The 18,982-nt window shown below is 70.2% G+C and carries 17 protein-coding genes and 1 pseudogene; 7 read left to right on the forward strand and 11 right to left on the reverse strand.

Annotation, left to right across the window (positions count from 1 at the left end; genetic code table 11):
• Positions 1 to 98: 98 nt before the first annotated feature.
• The 8 genes from AB0305_RS19250 to AB0305_RS19285 all read right to left on the reverse strand — a co-directional run bounded on the left by AB0305_RS19250 (position 99) and on the right by AB0305_RS19285 (position 8,540).
• Complete coding sequence (locus tag AB0305_RS19250; protein WP_364138182.1) at positions 99 to 1,511, reverse strand: aminomethyl transferase family protein; 1,413 nt, start codon at positions 1,509 to 1,511, stop codon at positions 99 to 101.
• A gap of 61 nt (positions 1,512 to 1,572) precedes the next feature.
• Positions 1,573 to 2,445, reverse strand: coding sequence for a formyltetrahydrofolate deformylase (gene purU / locus AB0305_RS19255; protein ID WP_364138185.1), 873 nt, complete (start codon positions 2,443 to 2,445; stop codon positions 1,573 to 1,575).
• The gene (locus AB0305_RS19260) at positions 2,445 to 3,341 is read right to left on the reverse strand and encodes a methylenetetrahydrofolate reductase (RefSeq protein ID WP_364138188.1); all 897 of its coding nucleotides are present in this window, start codon (positions 3,339 to 3,341) and stop codon (positions 2,445 to 2,447) included. The genes purU and AB0305_RS19260 overlap by 1 nt, the downstream gene beginning before the upstream one ends.
• A 78-nt stretch (positions 3,342 to 3,419) precedes the next feature.
• Entirely contained in the window at positions 3,420 to 4,913 is a 1,494-nt protein-coding gene (locus tag AB0305_RS19265; RefSeq protein WP_364138191.1) for an aldehyde dehydrogenase family protein, read from the reverse strand.
• Between the two features lie 84 nt (positions 4,914 to 4,997).
• Complete coding sequence (locus AB0305_RS19270) at positions 4,998 to 5,975, reverse strand: VOC family protein (protein WP_364138194.1); 978 nt, start codon at positions 5,973 to 5,975, stop codon at positions 4,998 to 5,000.
• 27 nt (positions 5,976 to 6,002) lie between these two features.
• Complete coding sequence (locus tag AB0305_RS19275; RefSeq protein WP_364138197.1) at positions 6,003 to 7,082, reverse strand: 4-oxalomesaconate tautomerase; 1,080 nt, start codon at positions 7,080 to 7,082, stop codon at positions 6,003 to 6,005.
• Entirely contained in the window at positions 7,075 to 7,779 is a 705-nt protein-coding gene (locus AB0305_RS19280; RefSeq protein ID WP_364138200.1) for a 4-carboxy-4-hydroxy-2-oxoadipate aldolase/oxaloacetate decarboxylase, read from the reverse strand. Before AB0305_RS19280 ends, AB0305_RS19275 begins: the two co-directional genes overlap by 8 nt.
• A 29-nt stretch (positions 7,780 to 7,808) precedes the next feature.
• Positions 7,809 to 8,540, reverse strand: a complete 732-nt coding sequence (locus AB0305_RS19285; RefSeq protein ID WP_364138203.1) for a PIG-L deacetylase family protein — start codon at positions 8,538 to 8,540, stop codon at positions 7,809 to 7,811.
• Positions 8,541 to 8,698: 158 nt separating this feature from the next.
• On the opposite strand from AB0305_RS19285, the gene AB0305_RS19290 reads away from it, so the two are divergent.
• Positions 8,699 to 10,108, forward strand: coding sequence for an aminomethyl transferase family protein (locus AB0305_RS19290; RefSeq protein ID WP_364138206.1), 1,410 nt, complete (start codon positions 8,699 to 8,701; stop codon positions 10,106 to 10,108).
• Positions 10,109 to 10,111: 3 nt separating this feature from the next.
• Here AB0305_RS19290 and AB0305_RS19295 read toward each other — a convergent pair whose 3' ends face one another.
• Entirely contained in the window at positions 10,112 to 10,780 is a 669-nt protein-coding gene (locus AB0305_RS19295) for a GntR family transcriptional regulator (protein WP_364138209.1), read from the reverse strand.
• 92 nt (positions 10,781 to 10,872) lie between these two features.
• Here AB0305_RS19295 and AB0305_RS19300 point away from each other — a divergent pair, with 92 nt between their 5' ends.
• Positions 10,873 to 11,646, forward strand: coding sequence for a DUF1932 domain-containing protein (locus AB0305_RS19300; RefSeq protein WP_364138212.1), 774 nt, complete (start codon positions 10,873 to 10,875; stop codon positions 11,644 to 11,646).
• Between the two features lie 56 nt (positions 11,647 to 11,702).
• On the opposite strand, the gene AB0305_RS19305 is transcribed toward AB0305_RS19300, so the two are convergent.
• Entirely contained in the window at positions 11,703 to 11,939 is a 237-nt protein-coding gene (locus tag AB0305_RS19305; protein ID WP_364138215.1) for a hypothetical protein, read from the reverse strand.
• A gap of 140 nt (positions 11,940 to 12,079) precedes the next feature.
• On the opposite strand from AB0305_RS19305, the gene AB0305_RS19310 reads away from it, so the two are divergent.
• Complete coding sequence (locus AB0305_RS19310; RefSeq protein ID WP_364138218.1) at positions 12,080 to 13,147, forward strand: ATP-dependent DNA ligase; 1,068 nt, start codon at positions 12,080 to 12,082, stop codon at positions 13,145 to 13,147.
• Positions 13,148 to 13,287: 140 nt separating this feature from the next.
• Here AB0305_RS19310 and AB0305_RS19315 read toward each other — a convergent pair whose 3' ends face one another.
• On the reverse strand, positions 13,288 to 14,607 hold the full coding sequence (locus AB0305_RS19315; RefSeq protein WP_364138221.1) for an MFS transporter: 1,320 nt from the start codon (positions 14,605 to 14,607) through the stop codon (positions 13,288 to 13,290).
• Between the two features lie 224 nt (positions 14,608 to 14,831).
• Between AB0305_RS19315 and AB0305_RS19320 the strand changes: the two genes are divergently transcribed.
• The 4 genes and pseudogenes from AB0305_RS19320 to AB0305_RS19335 form a co-directional block, all read left to right on the forward strand.
• The gene (locus AB0305_RS19320; RefSeq protein WP_364138224.1) at positions 14,832 to 15,731 is read left to right on the forward strand and encodes an IclR family transcriptional regulator; all 900 of its coding nucleotides are present in this window, start codon (positions 14,832 to 14,834) and stop codon (positions 15,729 to 15,731) included.
• Positions 15,732 to 15,855: 124 nt separating this feature from the next.
• Complete coding sequence (locus AB0305_RS19325; protein WP_364138227.1) at positions 15,856 to 16,737, forward strand: shikimate dehydrogenase; 882 nt, start codon at positions 15,856 to 15,858, stop codon at positions 16,735 to 16,737.
• Positions 16,737 to 18,659 (forward strand): TIM barrel protein, encoded by a 1,923-nt coding sequence (locus tag AB0305_RS19330; protein ID WP_364138230.1) that lies wholly within the window; start codon positions 16,737 to 16,739, stop codon positions 18,657 to 18,659. Before AB0305_RS19325 ends, AB0305_RS19330 begins: the two co-directional genes overlap by 1 nt.
• Positions 18,660 to 18,764: 105 nt before the next feature.
• A pseudogene (locus AB0305_RS19335) lies at positions 18,765 to 18,982 on the forward strand (protocatechuate 3,4-dioxygenase subunit beta); the annotation flags it as partial.

The following is an 18,982-nucleotide window of genomic DNA, read 5'->3' on the forward strand; positions in this document are numbered from 1 at the left end:
CTCCAGTTGGTGGCTGTTGCTTTGGGGTCTGTCCGGGCTGGGGGGGGGGGGGGGGGGGGGGGGGGCCCCCCCCCCCCCCCCCCCCCGGGGCTCCCAGCCTAGGCGGGCTGGTAGTTGGTGCGCCAGCCGCCCTGGTACGTCGCGCGCGCCACGGTGGAGTAGGGGACCGGGCTGACGACGGCGCGGACCTCGGTCTGCACGTGCGGCTCGACGGCGGCCTTCGCGGTGCCGCCGTTCGGCTCGCCCCAGACCACCTTCAGTTCGGTGCCCTCCGGGACGTTCGGGTCGATCGTGGCCAGGGACAGCGCCCGGCGCTCGTTCGCGCTGTAGCCCGTGAACATCGAGTAGCCCACCACGGTGCCGTCGGCGTCGACCACGGAGTCGTAGTTGGCCGAGCCGTAGTTCGCCAGCGGCAGGTCGAAGAACTTGTAGCTCGGGCCCTCCACGTTGAAGAGCGAGGCGTAGATCTTCGTGATGTCCTCCGCGTCCCAGGCCAGCGTGACCTTGCGGCGCTGCGCGGCGGGGTCCATCTTCTCCAGGGCGTCGCGGCCGATGAAGTCGTGGTCGAACTTTACGAAGGAGCCGTAGCCCAACTCCCAGGGGGTCAGGTAGTAGTCCTCGATCCGGTCCGAGACGAAGGACCCGGCCAGGGTGCCGGTGGCCTCGTAGCCGTCCGCCGGCAGCCACTCGCGGTAGCCGCGCTCGGCCTCGCCGGTGTAGATGGCCGGCAACGGGGAGGGGATCCAGCCGGATTCGAGCGTGTTGGAGGGGTAGGCGCGGGAGCCCACGGGGACCAGTCCGAACTCGGCGCCTGCGGCCACGATCGCATCGCGGATCCGGTCGTGGTCCTCGTACGGCCCCCACACCTCGAGGCCCGGGGCGCCGGCCATGCCGTGGCGGAGGGTCCGGACGGTGGTTCCGTCGATCGTCATGGTGGACATGTTGAAGAACTTCAGCTGCTCCAGCGGGCCGCCGTTGAGCTTCTCGATCACCTGCCAGGCGTTCGGGCCCTGAATCTGGAAGCGGTAGTACTGCCGGGACACGCCATGGCCGTAGGGCCGCGACGGCGACCGGCGGTCCACCCGGATGTCCAGGTTGCCGTAGCCGCCGGTTTCACCGTGGTAGAGCAGCCAGTTCGCGGCCGGGGCGCGGCCTACATAGACGTATTCGTCCTCGCCCTCGCGGAACAGGATGCCGTCGCCGATCACGTGGCCGGATTCAGTCGTCGGGACGTACTGCTTGGCCTTGTTGACCGGGAAGACGGCGGTGGAGTTGATGGCGGTGGCGGAGATCAGCTTGATCGCGTCCGAGCCGGACATGAACAGGTTGTCCATGTGGTGGGACTGGTCGTACAGTACGGCGGTCTGGCGCCAGGCGGTCTGTTCCTTGATCCAGTTCTGGAAGTCGGCGGGGACCACCGGATAGATGTAGGAGCCGATCTGCGAGTTGCGGAGCAGGTCGACGGCGCCGCGGGATGCGTCGAGGACTTCCTGCAGATTCTTCGGTGCCACAATGAACCTCTTTTTCTGTCGGGATTTCGGGGGTCTGGGGGAGTTTGGAAGTCAGAGGGGGTCAGAACACGATGGTCTGGTTGCCGTGCCGGATGATCCGGTCCTCGGCGTGCCACTGCACCGCGCGGGAGAGCACGGCCCGTTCGACGTAGGCGCCGCGGGCCTGCAGGTCCGCCGCGGAGTGGGCGTGGGTCACGCGGGCGACGTCCTGTTCGATGATCGGGCCCTCGTCCAGGTCCTTGGTGACGTAGTGCGAGGTCGCGCCGATCAGCTTCACGCCGCGTTCCTTGGCCTTGCGGTACGGCGCGGCGCCGACGAAGGCGGGCAGGAAGGAGTGGTGGATGTTGATCAGCGGAACGCCCGCCCGGTCCAGGAACTCCGGGGAGAGGATCTGCATGTAGCGGGCCAGCACCACGAAGTCGACGTTGCCGGCCAGCAGCTTCAGGATCTCGCCCTCGGCCGCGGACTTGTCCGCGCCGGCGGAGGGCACGTGGAAGAACGGCACCCCGAAGGAGCGGACATCCTCGGCGGTATTGGTGTGATTGGAGATCACCATCGGGATGGAGACGGGCAGCTCGCCGCGGCGGTGCCGCCAGAGCAGCTCCAGCAGGCAATGGTCCGAGGTGGAGACCAGGATGGCCATCCGCTTGGGCACAGACCGGTCCGTCAGGGTCCACTGCAGGCCGAGCGGGCCCAGGGTCTTCGCCAGGTCCGCCTCGATTTCCGGCAGGGCGGCGGCCAGGTCGGGGCGGTTGAACACCACCCGCTGGAAGAAGTCGCCGGAGCTGGGATCGGAGGAGTACTGGTCCAGGGAGACGATGTTTCCCCGGCTGCGGGTCACCAGCGCGGCCACGGCGGCGACGATGCCGGGCTGGTCGGGGCCGTGGACAATCAGGCAGGCCTGGTCCCGGAGTGACTCCGTGTGCGGTGCCATCAGGGGCGTCCGGCGGTGAACTGCCGGACCCAGTCGGCCGTGGCCAGCAGTCCGCCGAAGGTGTAGAAGTGCAGGCCCACGCGGCCGACGGCGGGATCCTGCGGCCCGGAGGTGCGCTCGGCGAGTTCGGCGGCGAGGTCGTTGACGAACCGGTCCGGCCCGGCGTCGCCCATCAGGTTTGTCAGGGAGAAGCCGTACTTCTTGACGATCATGGCGTTGGCGCCGACGCCGAAGCGGCGGGCGAAGCCGAGGAGCCGCTTGATGCCGGCCGGACCGGGGGTTCCCACCCGGATCTCGGCGTTGACGCCGTCGGCGCGCAGGCCGGTGATCCAGTCCGCGACCGGGTCGGTGTCGAAGGCAAACTGAGTGAGGATGACGGCGTCGAGCTCCTGCTCCGCGAGGGCGGCGGTCTTGTCCGCCAGCGCCCGGGCGAGCACGTCCTTGGCGATGTCCGGGTGGCCCTCGGGGTAGCCGCCGATCCCCACCTGGCGCACCCCGTACTGCTGCAGCACGCCGCTCCGGATCACGCCGAGGGAATCCTCGAAGGGCCCCTCGGGGGTGGCCGGGTCGCCGCCGACGGCGAAGATGTGCTCGCTGGCGCCGACGTCCTGGAGCCTGGCCAGGAATTCCTCGAGCTGCTCCAGGGAGCGGAGCCGGCGGGCGGAGATGTGCGGGACGGGAACGAACCCGAGCTCCCGGACGGCCTTCGCCCCGGCCACCCGCATCTCCAGGTCCTCGTTGCCGAGGAAGGTGACGTTGATGCGGGTGCCCGCCGGGATGTGATCCTTGGCCTCGTGCAGGGCCGGCACGTCCTTGCCGGTCATCTCGAGCGAGAAATCGCGGATCAGTTCCAGGGAAGCCGCCCGGTTGGCCGCGGGCGTGATTCGATTCGCCATCAGGAAGTCCTTTCCGTGGGTGCGACGGTGCACCCACGGCCGACTTTACCTATGTGCATAGGCACTGTCTATAGGTAATTAACTCCCGACGGCGTCCTCCGGCTGCAGGTGGGCGATGGACCGGGTGTCCTGGAATGCCCGGACGCCCTCGATGCCCTGTTCGCGGCCCATGCCGGACTGTTTCATGCCGCCGAACGGGGCGCGCAGGTCCAGCCGGGTGGCGCCGTGGTCGTTGACCCAGACGTAGCCGCAGACCAGCCGGGCACCCACCCGGTTGGCGGTGGCGGCGTCGGCGGTCCAGACGGAGCCGCAGAGACCGGCCCAGGTGGCGTTGGCGGCTTCCACCGCCTCGTCCTCGGCGTCGAAGGGCAGGAGCGGGATGACCGGGCCGAACTGCTCCTCGGTCACCACCCGCAGGGACGGATCCGGGTCGATCACCAGCGCCGGGCGGAGGAAGTTCCCGCCGCGCAGCTCCGGGTCCTCCGGCAGGGTGCCGTATTCGCGGACGTCCGCCCCGGCGGTTTTGGCCTCCTCGATCAGCCCGGCCACGAACTCCTTCTGGGCGGGGGAGTGCAGCGGCCCCATGGTGGTGCCCTCGTCCAGGCCGTAGCCGATCACGGCCCGCTCCAGCCGGGCGGCGAGCCCATTGACCACCTCGTCCAGCCGGGAGCGGTGGACATAGATGCGCTTGGCGTTCATGCAGATCTGGCCGGTGGTGTCGAAGATGGCGGCGTACAGCCGGTCCAGGTGGGTGTCGTCCAGGATGGCGTCGGCCAGGATGACGGCGGCGTCGTTGCCGCCCAGTTCCAGCGTCACCCGGGTCAGCGCCTTCGAGGCCATCTCCATGATCCGCTTGCCGCCGGCGACGCTGCCGGTGAAGCAGACTTTGGCGACGTCCGGGCTGCTGATCAGGGCGGACATGTCCGCGTCCTTGCCGGTGACGACGTTGAGCACGCCCGGCGGCAGCTTCTCCGCGATCCTCTGCACCACCCGGGTGGTGGCCAGTGGCGCCGTGGGCGGCGGCTTCACGATGGCGGTGTTCCCGGCCAGCAGCGCGTGCGGCAGCGAGGCCGCGAGGATGGCGATGGGCCAGTTGAACGGCACGATCACGGTCACCACGCCGAGCGGCTGGTAGGCGACGGTGGTGGAGACGGGGATGCCCGGCGCCGGCGGGAGCACCTTCGTGGCGTCCACCTCCGCCGCGAGGGCGAGGGCCAGGTTCCAGCGGATCTCGAAGACCAGCGAGTCCACCCAGGCCTCCATCCGGATCTTGCCGTTCTCGCGGGAGAGCACGGCGGCGTCCTCGTCGCGGTGTTCGGCGATCCCCTCGAGTGCGGCCCGCATCATGTCAGCGCGCTGCTCCGCGGTCAGGGCCGCCCAGGCCGGGAAGGCGGCCTTCGCGGCGGCCACGGCGTCGTCGACATCGTCGGCGGAGGCCGCGGCGGCATGCCCCACGACGGCGCCCGGCCGGCCGGGGTCGGCGATCTCCAGGGTCTGCCCGGCCCGGCGTTCCCGGCCCCCAATGTAGAGGCCGGTGGTGACTGGGGCGGCGGTGTCGGTGGTACTGGTCATGGCGGCGCACCTCTCTGTGCTGTTGTGCTCTGCTGTGTTGCTGGGAGCTGTAGTGGGTGGACTGCGTGGTTTCCTGTGTGTGGGTCAGGCGTCGGCGGAGACGTTCGGGGTGCCGTGGGTGTGGAAGGTTTCGATGGTCTTCATGCCCCACGCCTGGCCCTTCTTGCGCTCCTCCTGGGTCCATTCCACCACCGGGGAGTCGGGATCCAACAGGAGCCGGGCGCCCGCATTCGCGAATTCGATCCGGTTCCCGCCGGGCTCCCAGACGTAGAGGAAGAAGGTCTGGTTAATGGCGTGCTTGTGCGGGCCGGACTCGATGTGGATGCCGTTCTCCAGGAAGATATCCGCGGCCTTGAGGATGTCCTCGCGGGTGTCCGGGGCGAACGCGACGTGGTGCAGCCGGTTGCCGTGCTTGAGCCAGTCGTCGGAGTAGACCACGTCGTAGGACTTGTTATTGAAGTGGAACCACCAGGCCGCATAGCCGCCGTCGTCGAGCTTGATCCGCTCGCTCTCCCGGCCGCAGAGGGCGTGCGCCACGAACTCGCCGTTGGCCACCACGTCCTTGGCCAGGTAGTTGATGTGGTCCAGCCGGCGCGCGTTCACGCCGCGGCCAGGGAAGGCCGAAGCCTGGTTCTTCAGTGCCGGCCTGTCGTCGGTGGCGACGTAGCGCTCGGTCTCGTAGTAGAGGGCCATGCTGTGCCCGTCCGGGTCGCGAAACATGTAAGTCGGCCCGGTCCCCACCTCCCCGTCCACCCAGCCGGTCCCCAGGCCCATGGCCTCGATCGCGGCGACCCGGCGCTCCAGCGCGGCCTGGCTGCTGGCCCGGAAGGAAGTGCGGCCCACACCTGCGTCGGCGGATTCGGTGAGCTTGATCGTGTAGAGCTGGTATTCGTCCCAGGTGCGCAGGTACACGGACCGGCCGCCCCCGGCGTCCCCGGCGGCCTCGGCGACGACGCGCATGGCCAGCAGGTCTCGGAAGAACCACAGGCTTTTGTCGAAGGTGGGGGTCAGCAGCTCCACATTCCCCAGGTGGGCGACGTCGAACGAGGTGTACTCGGTCACGGGGCAGTCCTCTCGTAGCGGTGGTGGTCAGGGCCGGGGGCGCGGGAAGACCCGCCCGTCGAAGATCTTGCGGGCGGTGCGCAGCGCCGCCGAGCGGGTCACGATGATCCCGTCCGGGCCGGCGGCCAGGCCCACCTCGACGTCGAAGTGGCCCGTCGGGTGCTCGATCCGGCACGGTTCGCCGGGCCCGGGCAGGGCGGCAAGGCCGTGGCCCACGGACCCGTCCGCCAGGATCCCGGCCGCAACGGTCAGCGCGCCGAGCACCCCGATGGAGGTGTGCACCCGCACCGGCAGGAAGCTGCGGGTGGTGACGGTGCCGCCACCCCGGGGCGGGGAGAGCAGCACCAGCTTCGGCACCGTTGCCTTACTGACGTCGCCCATTCCCATCAGAGCGGCAGCGTTCTTACGGAGCCCGGCCAGCCGGTCCGCCAGCGTGGCGTCCCTCTCGAGCTCCGCCGGGGATTCGTCGCCGGCCAGGCCCAGGTCCGCGGCGCGCAGCAGCACGCTCGGCATCCCGTTATCCACGCAGGTCACCGCCAGGCGGTCCACGGTGTCCAGCACCCGTCCGGTGGGAAACAGCGCCCCGGTGGAGGACCCGGCGGTGCCCTCGAAGTTCAGCCGGACCGGCGCCGCGGTGCCGGGGACGCCGTCGATCGCGAGGCCGCCGTCGTACTCGGGCCGGCCGCCCGGGGTGGGGAAGGCGGCGGTGGCGAGGCTGCCGGTGTTGAGCATTCGGATCCGGACCTCGGTGTTTTCAGCGCCGGCGCGCACCAGGCCGCGTTCCACGGCGAAAGGGCCCACGCCCGCCAGCAGGTTGCCGCAGTTCTGCCGGCTGCTGACCATCGCCTCGTCCACGCCCACCTGCAGGAACAGGTAATCCACGTCCGCATCCCCGTCCGGGGAGGGAGACACGACGGCCACCTTGCTGGTCAGTGGATGCGCCCCGCCGAGGCCGTCGATCTGCCGGGGGTCGGGGCTGCCCATGATCCGCAGCAGCAGGGCATCCCGCTCCTCCGGGCCGGCGGGAAGCTCGGAGGCCAGGAAGTAGGCCCCCTTCGAGGTGCCGCCGCGCATCAGCAGGCACGGAATGCCCTCGGTCTCAGCCATCCCGGGACTCATATTCCGCAGCGGTTATATACCGGACGCCGAGCCCGTCGAGGAGGCCGCGCAGCTTGTTGCGGTCCAGGCTCAGCCCGCCGGTGGAGTAGTCGGCGCGTGAATCGGCCTCCTTGGCCGCCCGTGCGTCCGCGGCCCGCAGCGCCCCCGGAGCCTCCGGCCGCGGCACGCACAGCACGCCGTCGTCGTCGGCGATGATCACGTCGCCGGGGCGCACCACGGTCCCGCCGATGGCGACCGGGACGTTCACCGAACCGGCCGTGGCCTTCACCGTGCCCTGGGCGTTGACGGCCGCTGCCCAGGCCGGGAATCCCAGGGCCCGCAGCTCGGCCACGTCCCGGACCCCGCCGGTGGTCACCAGTCCGCGGACACCGCGGTGCCGCAGCGCCGTGGCGAAGAGTTCGCCGAAGGACCCGTCCAGGGAGGGGGAGGTGGTGGTCACCACCAGGATGTCGCCCTCGCGGCACTGTTCGACGGCGGCGTGGATCATGAGATTGTCGCCGGGCCAGCAGAGCACGGTCACGGCGGTGCCTGCGATCCGGTCGCCGTCCTGGATGGGGCGAAGGCCGGGGCCGAGGAGCCCCGTGCGGCCCATGGCCTCGTGCACGGTGGCGACCCCAAGCGCCCCGAGCCGGTCCGCCACCCCGGCGTCGGCCCGTTCGATCCCGGTGACCACGACGGTCCTCATGCCGCCACCCCTCTCATTCCCGCGGTGCTTCAGGCCAGGACATCGGTGACCTGGGGGTAGTAGCGCATGTAGGCCTCGCCGCGGGTGTCCACCGGCAGTCCGAGGTTCGGCCCGGCGTTGCGCTTGACCTGGACGCCGCGGCGGACGGCCAGGGAGCTGTAGTACTCCCACATGTGCTTCTGGGCGGGCAGGCATTTCATGGCGCGTTCCTTGGCCGGGAACGCTGCGGTGATGTCCAGCAGGACGTCGGGTTTGAAGTCGCACTGCTCCGGCTGGTGCGGTTCGAAGAAGAACACCGGGGGAGCCCCGAGTACCTCGCCGGGGGCGTCATAACCGATCGCCTGGGCCAGGATCCGGGCCTCGATCGCCAGCCGGGCCGCCGCCGGGTGGTCCCCGTTGTAGGGGTCCAGCAGCGGGTGGGTCAGCACCACCGTGGGCTGGATCCGGCGGTAGATCCGGACCAGCGTGTCCAGCAGTTCGCGGCTGGGCTGCAGCGGGTAGTCGCCGGCGTCCAGGAACTCGATCTCGGCGCCGAGCGCGGCCGCCGCGGCCCCCGCCTCAGACCGGCGCAGCTCTTTGATCTCCTCGAGCGACTTGCCGGCGAGCCACTGACTCGCGGACTCGCCCCGCTCACCGTAGGAGAGGCAGATGACGACGGCGCGGTCCCCCCGGGCGGTGGCGGCGGCGATCGCGCCCCCGGCCCGCCAGACGAAATCCCCGGCGTGCGCGCTGACCACCAGCACCGTTCCTGGCATGCCCATGTCTCGGTCCTCTCCGGTTCGCTCCGCGGACAGTGCCAGACAACCACGCTCTGGCAGACCGGTCAATACATCCCATACAATTTTGTTAGCAATCCTGATTCCAGATCCGTACGGCGATCGCGGCCACGGTTGCGGCCCGCTATCAAAGGAGATAACCGATGGCCCAGAAGTCCCTGCAGGATGTCCTCGACGCGGCCGGCAACACCGTGGAGCACCTCCGCAACTCCCAGCTCGGCACCTACATCTACCCGGTGGTGCCGGCGGAGTTCACCAACTGGCGGCGCGAGCAGCGGGCCTGGCGGGAGACCGCCGTCCTCTACGACCAGTCGCACCACATGGTGAACTTCTTCATCACGGGCCCGGATGCGCTGAGGCTCCTCTCGGACACTGGCATCAACAGCTTCGCCAACTTCCCGGTCAACACCGCCAAACAGTTCGTTCCCACCGCCTCCAACGGCGGCGTGATCGGCGACGGCATCCTCTTCCACCAGACGGAGAACGAATTCGTTTACGTCGGCCGGGCGCCGGCGGCGAACTGGCTGCAGTTCCACGCCGAGACCGGCGGCTACGACGTCGAATGCCGCTACGACGACCGGTCCCCGTCGCGTCCCTACGGCCAGGCCGTCCAGCGCGAGTACTACCGGTTCCAGATCCAGGGCCCGAACGCCTGGCAGATCATCGAAAAGCTCAACGGCGGCACGCTGGAACAGGTCAGGTTCTTCCACATGGGGCAGCTGGAGATCGCCGGGGAGCAGGTCCGCACGCTGCGCCACGGCATGGCGGGCGCGCCGGGCCTGGAAATCTGGGGACCCTACGCCCAGCACGGCAGGATCCGCGACGCGGTGCTGGAAGCCGGCGCGGAGTTCGGCATCGAACCCTGCGGATCCCGTGCCTACTCCTCCAATACCCTGGAGTCCGGCTGGATCCCCTCGCCGTTGCCGGCCATCTACAGCAGCGACGCCGAGCGCGCTTACCGGCGGTGGCTGCCCGCCGCCAGCTACGAGGCCACCAATGCCCTGGCCGGATCGTTCGTCTCGGACAGCATCGAGGACTACTACCTGACCCCCTGGGAGCTCGGTTACGGCTCCTTCGTGAAGTTCGACCATGACTTCATCGGCCGGGATGCCCTGGAGCGGATCGACCCGGCGTCCCAGCGGCGCAAGGTCACCCTGGCCTGGAATGACGAGGACCTGGCGAGGATCTGGGCCTCCTTCCTGGACCGGGACACCCCCGGCTACCAGTTCTTCGACCTCCCCAACGCCAACTACGGCTCCTCAAACTATGACTCCGTGGTGGACGCGGACGGCACCCCGGTGGGGCTCTCGCTCTTCACCGGCGTCTCGGCCAACGAACGCCGCGGCCTGTCCCTGGCCACCGTTGACGCGAACGTCGAGGCCGGCACCGAGGTGAGGGTGATCTGGGGCGAACCCGGCGGCGGCTCCCGCAAGACCACCGTGGAACCGCACGAGCAGCTCAGTGTGCGCGCCGTCGTCAGCCCGGTGCCCTACGCCGTGACGGCCCGGACCGAGTACCACGGCGGCTGGCGCACCGCCGGCGCCGCCCGCTAGGGGTCAGGCCGGCGGGAGATCGCGGAGGGCCGCGATGACGCTGAGCAGGTGGCTGCGCACCGCCTGCTCGGCGGCGTCCGGATCCCGGGCGACGACGGCGTCGATGATCGCGGCGTGCTCCAGTACGGAAACCTTGGCCCGCTGCGGCCGGGAGGAGAGCTTGAACTGGTGCCGGACGCTCTGGGCGTGCAGCCGGGCCAGGACCTCCGCGGCGATCGTGTGATGGCTCAGTTCCCGGATCCGGTTGTCCAGCGAGAGGTTCAGCCGGGAGTACTCCACCAGGTCACCCTCGGCGACGGACTCGACCATCCTGGCCCGGAGGTCCAGCAGTTCGGCGGCGTCCCCGTCGCTGAGCGCGGCCGCGGTCTTCGCGGCACACAGGCCCTCGACGCCGATCCGCACCTCCAGGATCTCGATCGCCTCCTCCACCGAGATGGCACGCACCCGGGAGCCGCGGTTGGGCAGCCGCTCCACAAGGCCCTCGCCGGCCAGCTCCAGCAACGCGGTCCTTACCGTGGCACGGCTGGCGGCGAAGGCCCCGCTCAGGTCGGCCTCGATCAGCCGCTGGTTGGGGGCGTACTCGCCGCGGATGATCGCCCCGCGGATCAGGTCCGTCACCCGGGTGTCCGCGGCGGGCCCGGCCACCGCGGGACTCTCAGCTGCTGGTGCCATATGAACTCAACCCCCGGAATCGGACTGCGGCAGACCCCGGATCCGGGACCATATTGTCTACAATCTTAGAAGCATCGAAGGGGTGGGTCCGCATGCGCGTCGCCGTACTCGGCCTGGGGGAAGCCGGAAGCATCTATGCCGCGGACCTTGCCGGGCTGGGCGTGGCCGTCGCCGGCGTCGACCCCCGGGTGGCCGCGACACCGCCGGGCGTGCTCCGGGCCGTCTCCGTGGCGGAGGCGGTGCGCGGCGCGTCCGTGGTCCTCAGCCTGGTGGGGGGAGCCGCCGCTGCGGAGGTTCTGGGCCAGGCGTTGCCCGCCTTGGGCCAGGACGCCCTCTACGCGGACCTGAACACCGCCGGGCCGGAGGCCAAACGGCGGTTGGCCCTGGCGGCCCGGGACGGCGGGGCGGGCTTCGTCGACGTCGCCGTCCTGGCCCCCGTGGCCCGCGCCCGGCTGGCCACCCCGCTGCTGCTGAGCGGCCCCGGCACGGAGGCGCTGCTGCCGGTGCTGGCGGGCTGGGGAATCCCGGCGGCCGGCGCGGGCGGCGAGGCGGGCGCGGCCGCCGGTTTGAAGCTGCTGCGCAGCGTATTCATGAAGGGCCTCGCGGCCGGGCTGATCGAGGCGGTGACGGCGGCCCGTGCGGTGGGCGCGGAGGAGTGGTTGACCGGGCAGATCGCCGCGGAGCTGGGCCCCGCCGGCCCTGCGCTGGTATCGCGGCTGCTGGCGGGGACGCCGGTCCACGCGGTGCGGCGCGAGGCGGAGATGCGCGAGGCGCGGGCCTTCCTGGACACCCTCGGCGTGCCGCACCCGGTCACCGACGGCACCATCGAATGGCTGCACCTGCTGGCCGGGGGCAGTCCTGACTGACTACGCCCGCCGGCCGGTCGTGGGTCTCCGTTCCAGGCGGCGGTTGGATCCCCGGCTCAAGCGACGCGCCACAGGGTGCATTCGTCGGTATTGACGGCCTTGCGCATGCCGCTGTGCCGGTCCATGATCCAGACGACGCCGATTCCCGGGGCCGTCTCCTGCACGCACCCGCGGCGGATGACGACGTCGTCGTAGTTCGGTCCCACCCGCAGGCGGGCCTCGATCTCATCCCCGCGCCGCACCTGCTCAAGGCTGCGGATTCGGACAACGTGCGCTGCGGCTTCCTTCAACATGGCGGGCCTCCCGGACTGGAGCTGATGCCTGGACCTGCGGGCACTTCCAGTGTGGGAGCCCATTGTTGCCGCCGCGTTTCGGTGCGGTAAGGAACGGGTTAGTTCTCGACGCCGGGCCGGGTGCAGGCAAGAATGGGCGCATGGACCTGCCCCTGATGCCTCCGGTCGCGCCGATGCTGGCCAAGGCCGTCCCCGCCCTCCCCGAGGGGGAGCTGAGCTTCGAACCCAAATGGGACGGTTTCCGCTCCATCATCTTCCGCGACGGGGACGAGGTGGAGATCGGCAGCCGCAACGGCAAACCGCTGACCCGCTACTTCCCGGAGCTGGTCGAGGCCCTGAAGCGGAACCTGCCGCCGCGCTGCGTGCTGGACGGGGAGGTGGTCCTGGTGGCGGGGGACCGGCTGGATTTCGACGCGCTGCAGCAACGGATCCACCCCGCGGCCAGCCGGGTCAAGCTGCTGGCCGGGCAGACTCCGGCCAGCTTCGTCGCCTTCGACCTGCTGGCGCTGGACGGCGAGGACTTCACCGGCCGGCCGTTCGCGGAACGCCGCGAGGCCCTGGAACGTGCGCTGGCCGCCAGCAGCGCGCCGGTGCACGTCACGGCCGCGACCCGGGACCGGGACACCGCGGAGCGCTGGTTCAACCAGTTCGAGGGCGCCGGCCTGGACGGGATCGTGGCCAAGGCCCTGGACTCGGTCTATCAGCCGGACAAGCGGACCATGTTCAAGGTCAAGCACCAGCGCACCGCGGACTGCGTCCTGGCCGGCTACCGGGTGCACACCTCCGGGCCGGACCGGGTGGGCTCGCTGCTGCTGGGGCTCTACGACGGCGACGGCGTGCTGGCCAGCGTCGGCGTGGTGGGTGCCTTCCCGATGCAGCGCCGGAAGGAACTCTTCGAGGAACTCCAGCCCCTGGTCACGGATTTCGCCGGCCACCCCTGGGCCTGGGACCGGCAGGAGGACGGCACCCGCACCCCGCGCAACGCCGAGGGCAGCCGGTGGAGCGGCAGCAAGGACCTCAGCTTCGTGCCGCTGCGGCCGGAGCGGGTGCTGGAGGTCAAGTACGACCACATGGAAGGGCCCCGGTTCCGGCACACCACCCAGTTCGTGCGGTGGCGGCCGGACCGGGACCCCCGGTCCTGCACCTACGCCCAACTCGAGGAACCGGTCGGCTACGACCTGGCCGACGTGCTGGGCGCCGGCCGCTAGGCGTACGCTCCTCCCCGGTTACCTCGCCCCTCAGTGCCCCGACACGCCGGAAGGCCCGGCGTGTTCCGTGAACACACCGGGCCTTCCGGGTTTGTAACCGGGCGGGAACGTCCGCCCTGGCCTTTCAAACGGAGGCGGGCTCAGCGTAGGCCGAGCTCCTTGGTGGGGACCTTGAAGGTTTCCTTAGCGGTCAGCGCGGAGGCGGCGGCGATGACGCAGATGATGGCGGTAAAGATGGTGATCTGGACCCAGCCACCGGCCTTGATGCCACCCATCGCAGCCACGATCGCCGGGGCGAAGCCGGCCATCAGGAAGCCCAGCTGGGTGCCGATCGCCAGGCCGGAGAAGCGGACCTTGGTGCTGAACATCTCGGCGTAGAAGGAGGGCCAGACGGCGTTCGAGGCGGCGTAGCCGAAGGAGAAGAAGCCGATCGCGGCCAGGAACATCTGCGGGACGGAACCGGATTCGAGGCTGAGCAGGAACACCGGGGTCAGCACCGCGCTGGAGAGCGCGCCGTAGATGAAGACGGGCTTCCGGCCGATCCGGTCCGCGAGCTTGCCGAACAGCGGCTGGGTGCCCAGGGCCACCAGGTTCGCGCCGACCACCAGCCAGAGGGTCACGGTGCCGTCCACGTTGGCGACGGTCTTGGCGTAGCTGATGGCCAGGGTGCCGAAGACGGTGGAGACGGCGGCGATGAACGCGCAGGCCACGACGCGGAGCACGTCACGCCAGTGGTGCTTGAGCAGGTCGGCCACCGGGATCTTGGAAATCTGGGCGCTCTTCTGGGCTTCCTCGAAGGCGGGCGGCTCGTGCAGGGTGCGGCGGATGAAGAACGCGACCACCACGACGACGGCGCTGAGCCAGAACGGGATGCGCCAGCCGATGCCGTACTTGACCTCGTCCGGCAGGGCGAGGACCGGGATGAAGACGAGGGCTGCGAGGATCTGGCCGCCCTGGGTGCCGGTGAGGGTCCAGGAGGTGAAGAAGGAGCGGCGGTTGTCCGGGGCGTGCTCCAGCGTCATGGAGGAGGCGCCGGCCTGCTCGCCGGCGGCGGAGAGGCCCTGGCAGAGCCGCGCGATCACCAGCAGTACCGGTGCCCACCAGCCGACCGTCTTGAAGTCCGGCAGGCAGCCGATGACGAAGGTGGAGGCGCCCATCAGCACCAGCGTGAACATGAGGACCTTGCGGCGGCCCACCCGGTCACCGAAGTGGCCCAGGATGATGGCGCCCACCGGGCGGGCGATGTACGCGAAGCCGAAGGTCGCGAAGGACATGATGGCGGCGTTGGTGTCCGCGTCCGGGAAGAAGACCTTCGGGAAGATCAGGGCGGCGGCGGAACCGAAGATGAAGAAGTCGTAGTACTCGACGGCGCTGCCGAGGAAGCTGGCGAGGGCAGCCTTCTTCGGCGTGCCCGCCGGAGTGGCGGTGCCCGGCGTCGTAGTCGGGAGAGTCTGGCTCATGGTGTTCCTTCGGGGTGACGGCATTGTCGGGATGGATCTGGGGGCCGTGCCGGCCGCTGGCTTCCCGGATGCGGCAGCCGATTGACCTGGAGTGGACCCTGTGAAGTAGCCGCATGGTGGGAGCTACTTGCGTGATGTAGCAAGCATGGCTGTGGGGTAGATCACTTGTCAAGGAAAATATTCACCATCTAGCAATAGCTCTCACAATGTGAGAACATCGAGTCATGAGTGTGAACCAGGACACAATGCCGGCCGCCGATCAGTCCGGCGCCGAAACTGCTGCCGATTCCGTTGCCGAGCCGACCGCCGGGACGGGTCCGGCAACAACCGCAGGAGCCGGTGCCGGGGCGGGTCCGGAACCGGCCGCCGGCTCCCGCACCGACATGGTCGGCAAGGCCCTCGGGCTGCTGGTCCTGCTCGGCGACGAACCCCGCGGCGCCAGTGCCGCTGAACTGTCCCGCCGCGCCGAGCTGCCGTTCAGCACCACCTACCGGCTGCTGGGCTCGCTGACCCGGGACGGCTTCGTCGATTACGAGCCGGATGGCCGCCGCTATCACCTGGGCCTGCGGGTGTTCCAGCTGGGTCAGCGGGTATCGAACCACCACGGCTTCGCCGGCACCTCGCTGCCCATCCTGCGCCGGGTGACCGAGGAGACCGGGGAGGCCACCATCCTCTCCGTGCGGGACGGCAACCACCACCTGACGGTGAACAAGGTGGATGGCCCGCAGACATTCCGGGTGACCTCGGATCCCGGCCATCTGGGTGCGCTGCACACCACCTCCGTGGGGAAGGCGCTGGTTGCCTTCGCCGATGACGCCACCCGGAACCGGCTCCTGGAGGAACTCCCGCTCGATCCCCTGACGGAGCGTTCCATTACCGACCGCGGGGACTTCCGCGCCGAAATCGAGCAGGTCCGCGCCCGCGGCTACGCCACCATGGACGAGGAGAACGAGCTGGGCATGCGCGCCGTCGCCGTCCCCGTCTTCAATGCCCAGGGCCACGCCTTCGCCTCCCTGGCCACCGCCGTGCCGGTCTTCCGGATGAGCATGGAGGCCCTCATGGCGCTGGTGCCCCTGCTGCAGGCGGCGGCCGCGGAACTCTCCGCCAGGCTGCCGCAGCAATAGATAAGTTCGTCATAAGAACACAAGTGCATTATGTGAACACTTGCAGTATTGTTACCCCTATCACTTTCCCCGCCTCCCCGAGCGGTGCGGCGGAGAGGGTGCCGTTGTCAAAGGAGCTAGACGGATGAGCAACCGAGCGGAGTCCTTCCTCATAGGCCTCGTGGGTGATGGCGTGACGCCGTCGCTCACGCCGCCCATGCACGAACGGGAGGGCGATGAGCAGGGCTTGCGCTACCTGTACCGGCCCATCGACCTGATCGAACTCGGCCTGCCCGGCACCGCCGTCGGTGATCTCCTCACCGGGGCCGCGCGGCTCGGCTTCAACGGCCTGAACATCACCCACCCCTGCAAGCAGCTGGTCATCGAGCACCTCGACGACCTCACCCCGGACGCCCGCCGGCTTGGTGCGGTCAACACCGTCACCATCCGGGGCGGCCGGCTGACCGGCCACAACACCGACTGCTCCGGCTTTGCCGCGGCCCTGGCCGACGGGCTCCCCGACGCCACCCTGGACCGCGTGGTCCAGCTCGGCGCCGGCGGCGCGGGCTCCGCCGTCGCCTACGCCCTGCTCACCGCCGGCGTCCGTGAACTGGACCTGGTGGACACCGACCCCGCCCGCTGCGCCGCCCGCGCCGCCGAGCTGGCCGTCCTCTTCCCCGGCGCCACGGTCACGGCACGGACGACGGCGGAGCTGCCGGCCCTGATGCCGCGCGCCGACGGCCTGGTCCACTGCACCCCGGTGGGCATGGCCGCCCACCCGGGCCTGCCGCTGGACGCCGATCTGCTGGAATCCCGGCACTGGGTGGCGGACATCGTCTACCGGCCGATCGAGACCGAGCTGGTCCGGGTGGCGCGGGAACGCGGCTGCGACGTCCTCGACGGCGGCCGGATGGCCGTGGGCCAGGCCGCCGACGCCTTCCGCATCTTCACCGGAAGGGAACCGGACGCGGCCCGGATGCGTGACCACTTCCTGGAACTCGTCGCCGCCGAGGAGGTGGCCGCCTGATGCGCACCGGAATCGCCACCGTCTGCCTCTCCGGCACCCTGCGGGAGAAGATGCAGGCCTGCGCCATCGCCGGCTTCGACGGGATCGAGATCTTCGAACAGGACCTGGTGACCTCGCCGCTGAGCCCGGAGGACATCCGCGCCATGGCCGCGGACCTGGGACTCACCCTGGACCTGTACCAGCCGTTCCGCGACTTCGACAGCGTCCCGGAGGAGCTGCTGGGCGGCAACCTCCGCCGCGCCGAGGCCAAGTTCCGGCTGATGTCCAGACTTGGCATGGACACCATCCTGGTCTGCTCCAACGTGGCCACCGCGTCGATCGACGACGACGACCTCCGGACCGAACAGCTGGCCCGGCTCGCGGAGCTGGCCGGGGAGCACGGGGTCCGGGTGGCGTACGAGGCCCTCGCCTGGGGCCGATACGTCAACGACTACGAGCACGCCCACCGCCTGGTGGCCCGGGTGGACCACCCGAACCTGGGCACCTGCCTGGACTCCTTCCATATCCTCTCCCGGGACTGGGACACCGCACCGATCGAGGCGTTCGACCCGGAGAAGATCTTCTTCGTCCAGGTCGCGGACGCCCCCAAGCTGTCCATGGACGTGCTGTCCTGGAGCCGGCACCACCGCGTCTTCCCGGGCGAGGGGCAGTTCGAGTTGGCCAAGTTCATGGGCCACGTGGTCCGCGCCGGGTACGCGGGACCGGTCTCGCTCGAGGTCTTCAACGACGTCTTCCGCCAGTCCGACGTCGAACGCACCGCCGTGGACGCAATGCGCTCGCTGATCTGGCTCGAGGAACAAAGCGCCAAGTGGCTTACCGGGAACGCGCCCGGTGCCGCCGCCGGCCGGCCCGCCCCGCGCCGGCACCCGATGGAGCTGGCCACGCTGCCGCGGGTGGCCGAACCCGCCGGGTTTAACTTCGCCGAGGTGCGCGCCACGGACACCGCCGCGCTGGAGAGCCTGCTGGGCCAGCTCGGTTTCGGCTTCAACGGCCGGCACCGCAGCAAGAACGTCCAGCTCTGGACCCTCGGCCAGGCCCGGATCATCATCAACGAGGACGCCCCGGCCCCGGCGGAAACCGCCATCGCCGCCGTCGGCTTCGACGTCGACTCGCCCGTGCTCGCCGCGGCCCGCGCCCGGCAGCTGAAGGCCCCCGCCGTGCCGCGCACCAGCCGCGCGGACGAGGAGGTCTTCCAGGGCTTCGCCGCACCGGATTCCACCGAGATCTTCCTCTGCCAGGGCAGCCCGGACGGCACGGCCGCCTGGGTGGACGAGTTCGGCCCCGGCCACGCGGACGCCGCCGCGGAAGGGGCAGCCGCCGGGTCCGGCGCCGTGATCGACCACGTCAACCTGGCCCAGCCCTGGCAGCACTTCGACGAGGCCGTCCTCTTCTACACCAGCGCCCTGGCGCTCCAGCCCCAGCCCTATGCCGAGGTGGCCAGCCCCACCGGGCTGGTCCGCTCGCAGGTCATGGCCACGGGCGACCGGGGCGTCCGGCTGGTACTCAACCTCGCCCCGCTGCACCAGCAGGAGGGCTCCACGGAGCCGGCCGGCGGGGGCCACGCGCCGCGCCGGACCTACCAGGAGCACATCGCGGTGGCCGTCGATGACCTGGTGGCCACCGCCCGCGCCGCCCGGGACCGGGGCCTGGACTTCCTGCGCATCCCGGCCAACTACTACGAGGACCTGGACGCCCGCTTCGACCTGGACCCGGAGTTCCTCGCCACCCTGCGCGAGCTGAACCTGCTCTACGACCGCGACGCCGACGGCGAGTTCCTGCACTTCTACACCGCCACCGTGGGCAGCGTGTTCTTCGAAATGGTTGAACGCCGCGGCCGCTACGACGGGTATGGTGCCCCCAACGCGCCGGTCCGCCACGCCGTCCAGTACGACCACCGGCACCAACTGACCCGCACCTCCTGACCCGCGCATCATCCGAGAATCACCGATCCAGCACCACGAAAGGAGGCTGCAGTGCCTGAAGAGATCAACCGCGAGACGTTCAACGCGGACCCGCTCACCGAAGACGTGTCCGACGCAGCGCCCCAGACCCCGGCCCAACCGGCCGTACCCGCCCTGGACACCGCCGCCGAATCCCAGCAGATCCTCAGCGACGAGATGCAGGCCCTCGGCGCCGCGTACGCCCAGGCCCGCGCCAACGGCGCCACCGCGGAAATCCAGCCGCGGCTGGACTACCCGCCGTACCGCAGCAGCATCCTCCGGCACCCCACGAAGAGCCTGCACCA

It is taken from the genome of Arthrobacter sp. NPDC080086 (assembly GCF_040702285.1).

Coding starts and splice junctions, on each gene's coding strand:
- AB0305_RS19295 (WP_364138209.1), bottom strand. CDS start 10,780: ATGGCACCAGCAGCTGAGAGTCCCGCGGTGGCCGGGCCCGCCGCGGAC.
- AB0305_RS19310 (WP_364138218.1), top strand. CDS start 12,080: ATGGACCTGCCCCTGATGCCTCCGGTCGCGCCGATGCTGGCCAAGGCC.
- AB0305_RS19290 (WP_364138206.1), top strand. CDS start 8,699: ATGGCCCAGAAGTCCCTGCAGGATGTCCTCGACGCGGCCGGCAACACC.
- AB0305_RS19325 (WP_364138227.1), top strand. CDS start 15,856: ATGAGCAACCGAGCGGAGTCCTTCCTCATAGGCCTCGTGGGTGATGGC.
- AB0305_RS19260 (WP_364138188.1), bottom strand. CDS start 3,341: ATGGCGAATCGAATCACGCCCGCGGCCAACCGGGCGGCTTCCCTGGAA.
- purU (WP_364138185.1), bottom strand. CDS start 2,445: ATGGCACCGCACACGGAGTCACTCCGGGACCAGGCCTGCCTGATTGTC.
- AB0305_RS19320 (WP_364138224.1), top strand. CDS start 14,832: ATGAGTGTGAACCAGGACACAATGCCGGCCGCCGATCAGTCCGGCGCC.
- AB0305_RS19280 (WP_364138200.1), bottom strand. CDS start 7,779: ATGAGGACCGTCGTGGTCACCGGGATCGAACGGGCCGACGCCGGGGTG.
- AB0305_RS19305 (WP_364138215.1), bottom strand. CDS start 11,939: ATGTTGAAGGAAGCCGCAGCGCACGTTGTCCGAATCCGCAGCCTTGAG.
- AB0305_RS19265 (WP_364138191.1), bottom strand. CDS start 4,913: ATGACCAGTACCACCGACACCGCCGCCCCAGTCACCACCGGCCTCTAC.
- AB0305_RS19285 (WP_364138203.1), bottom strand. CDS start 8,540: ATGGGCATGCCAGGAACGGTGCTGGTGGTCAGCGCGCACGCCGGGGAT.
- AB0305_RS19315 (WP_364138221.1), bottom strand. CDS start 14,607: ATGAGCCAGACTCTCCCGACTACGACGCCGGGCACCGCCACTCCGGCG.
- AB0305_RS19300 (WP_364138212.1), top strand. CDS start 10,873: ATGCGCGTCGCCGTACTCGGCCTGGGGGAAGCCGGAAGCATCTATGCC.
- AB0305_RS19330 (WP_364138230.1), top strand. CDS start 16,737: ATGCGCACCGGAATCGCCACCGTCTGCCTCTCCGGCACCCTGCGGGAG.
- AB0305_RS19275 (WP_364138197.1), bottom strand. CDS start 7,082: ATGGCTGAGACCGAGGGCATTCCGTGCCTGCTGATGCGCGGCGGCACC.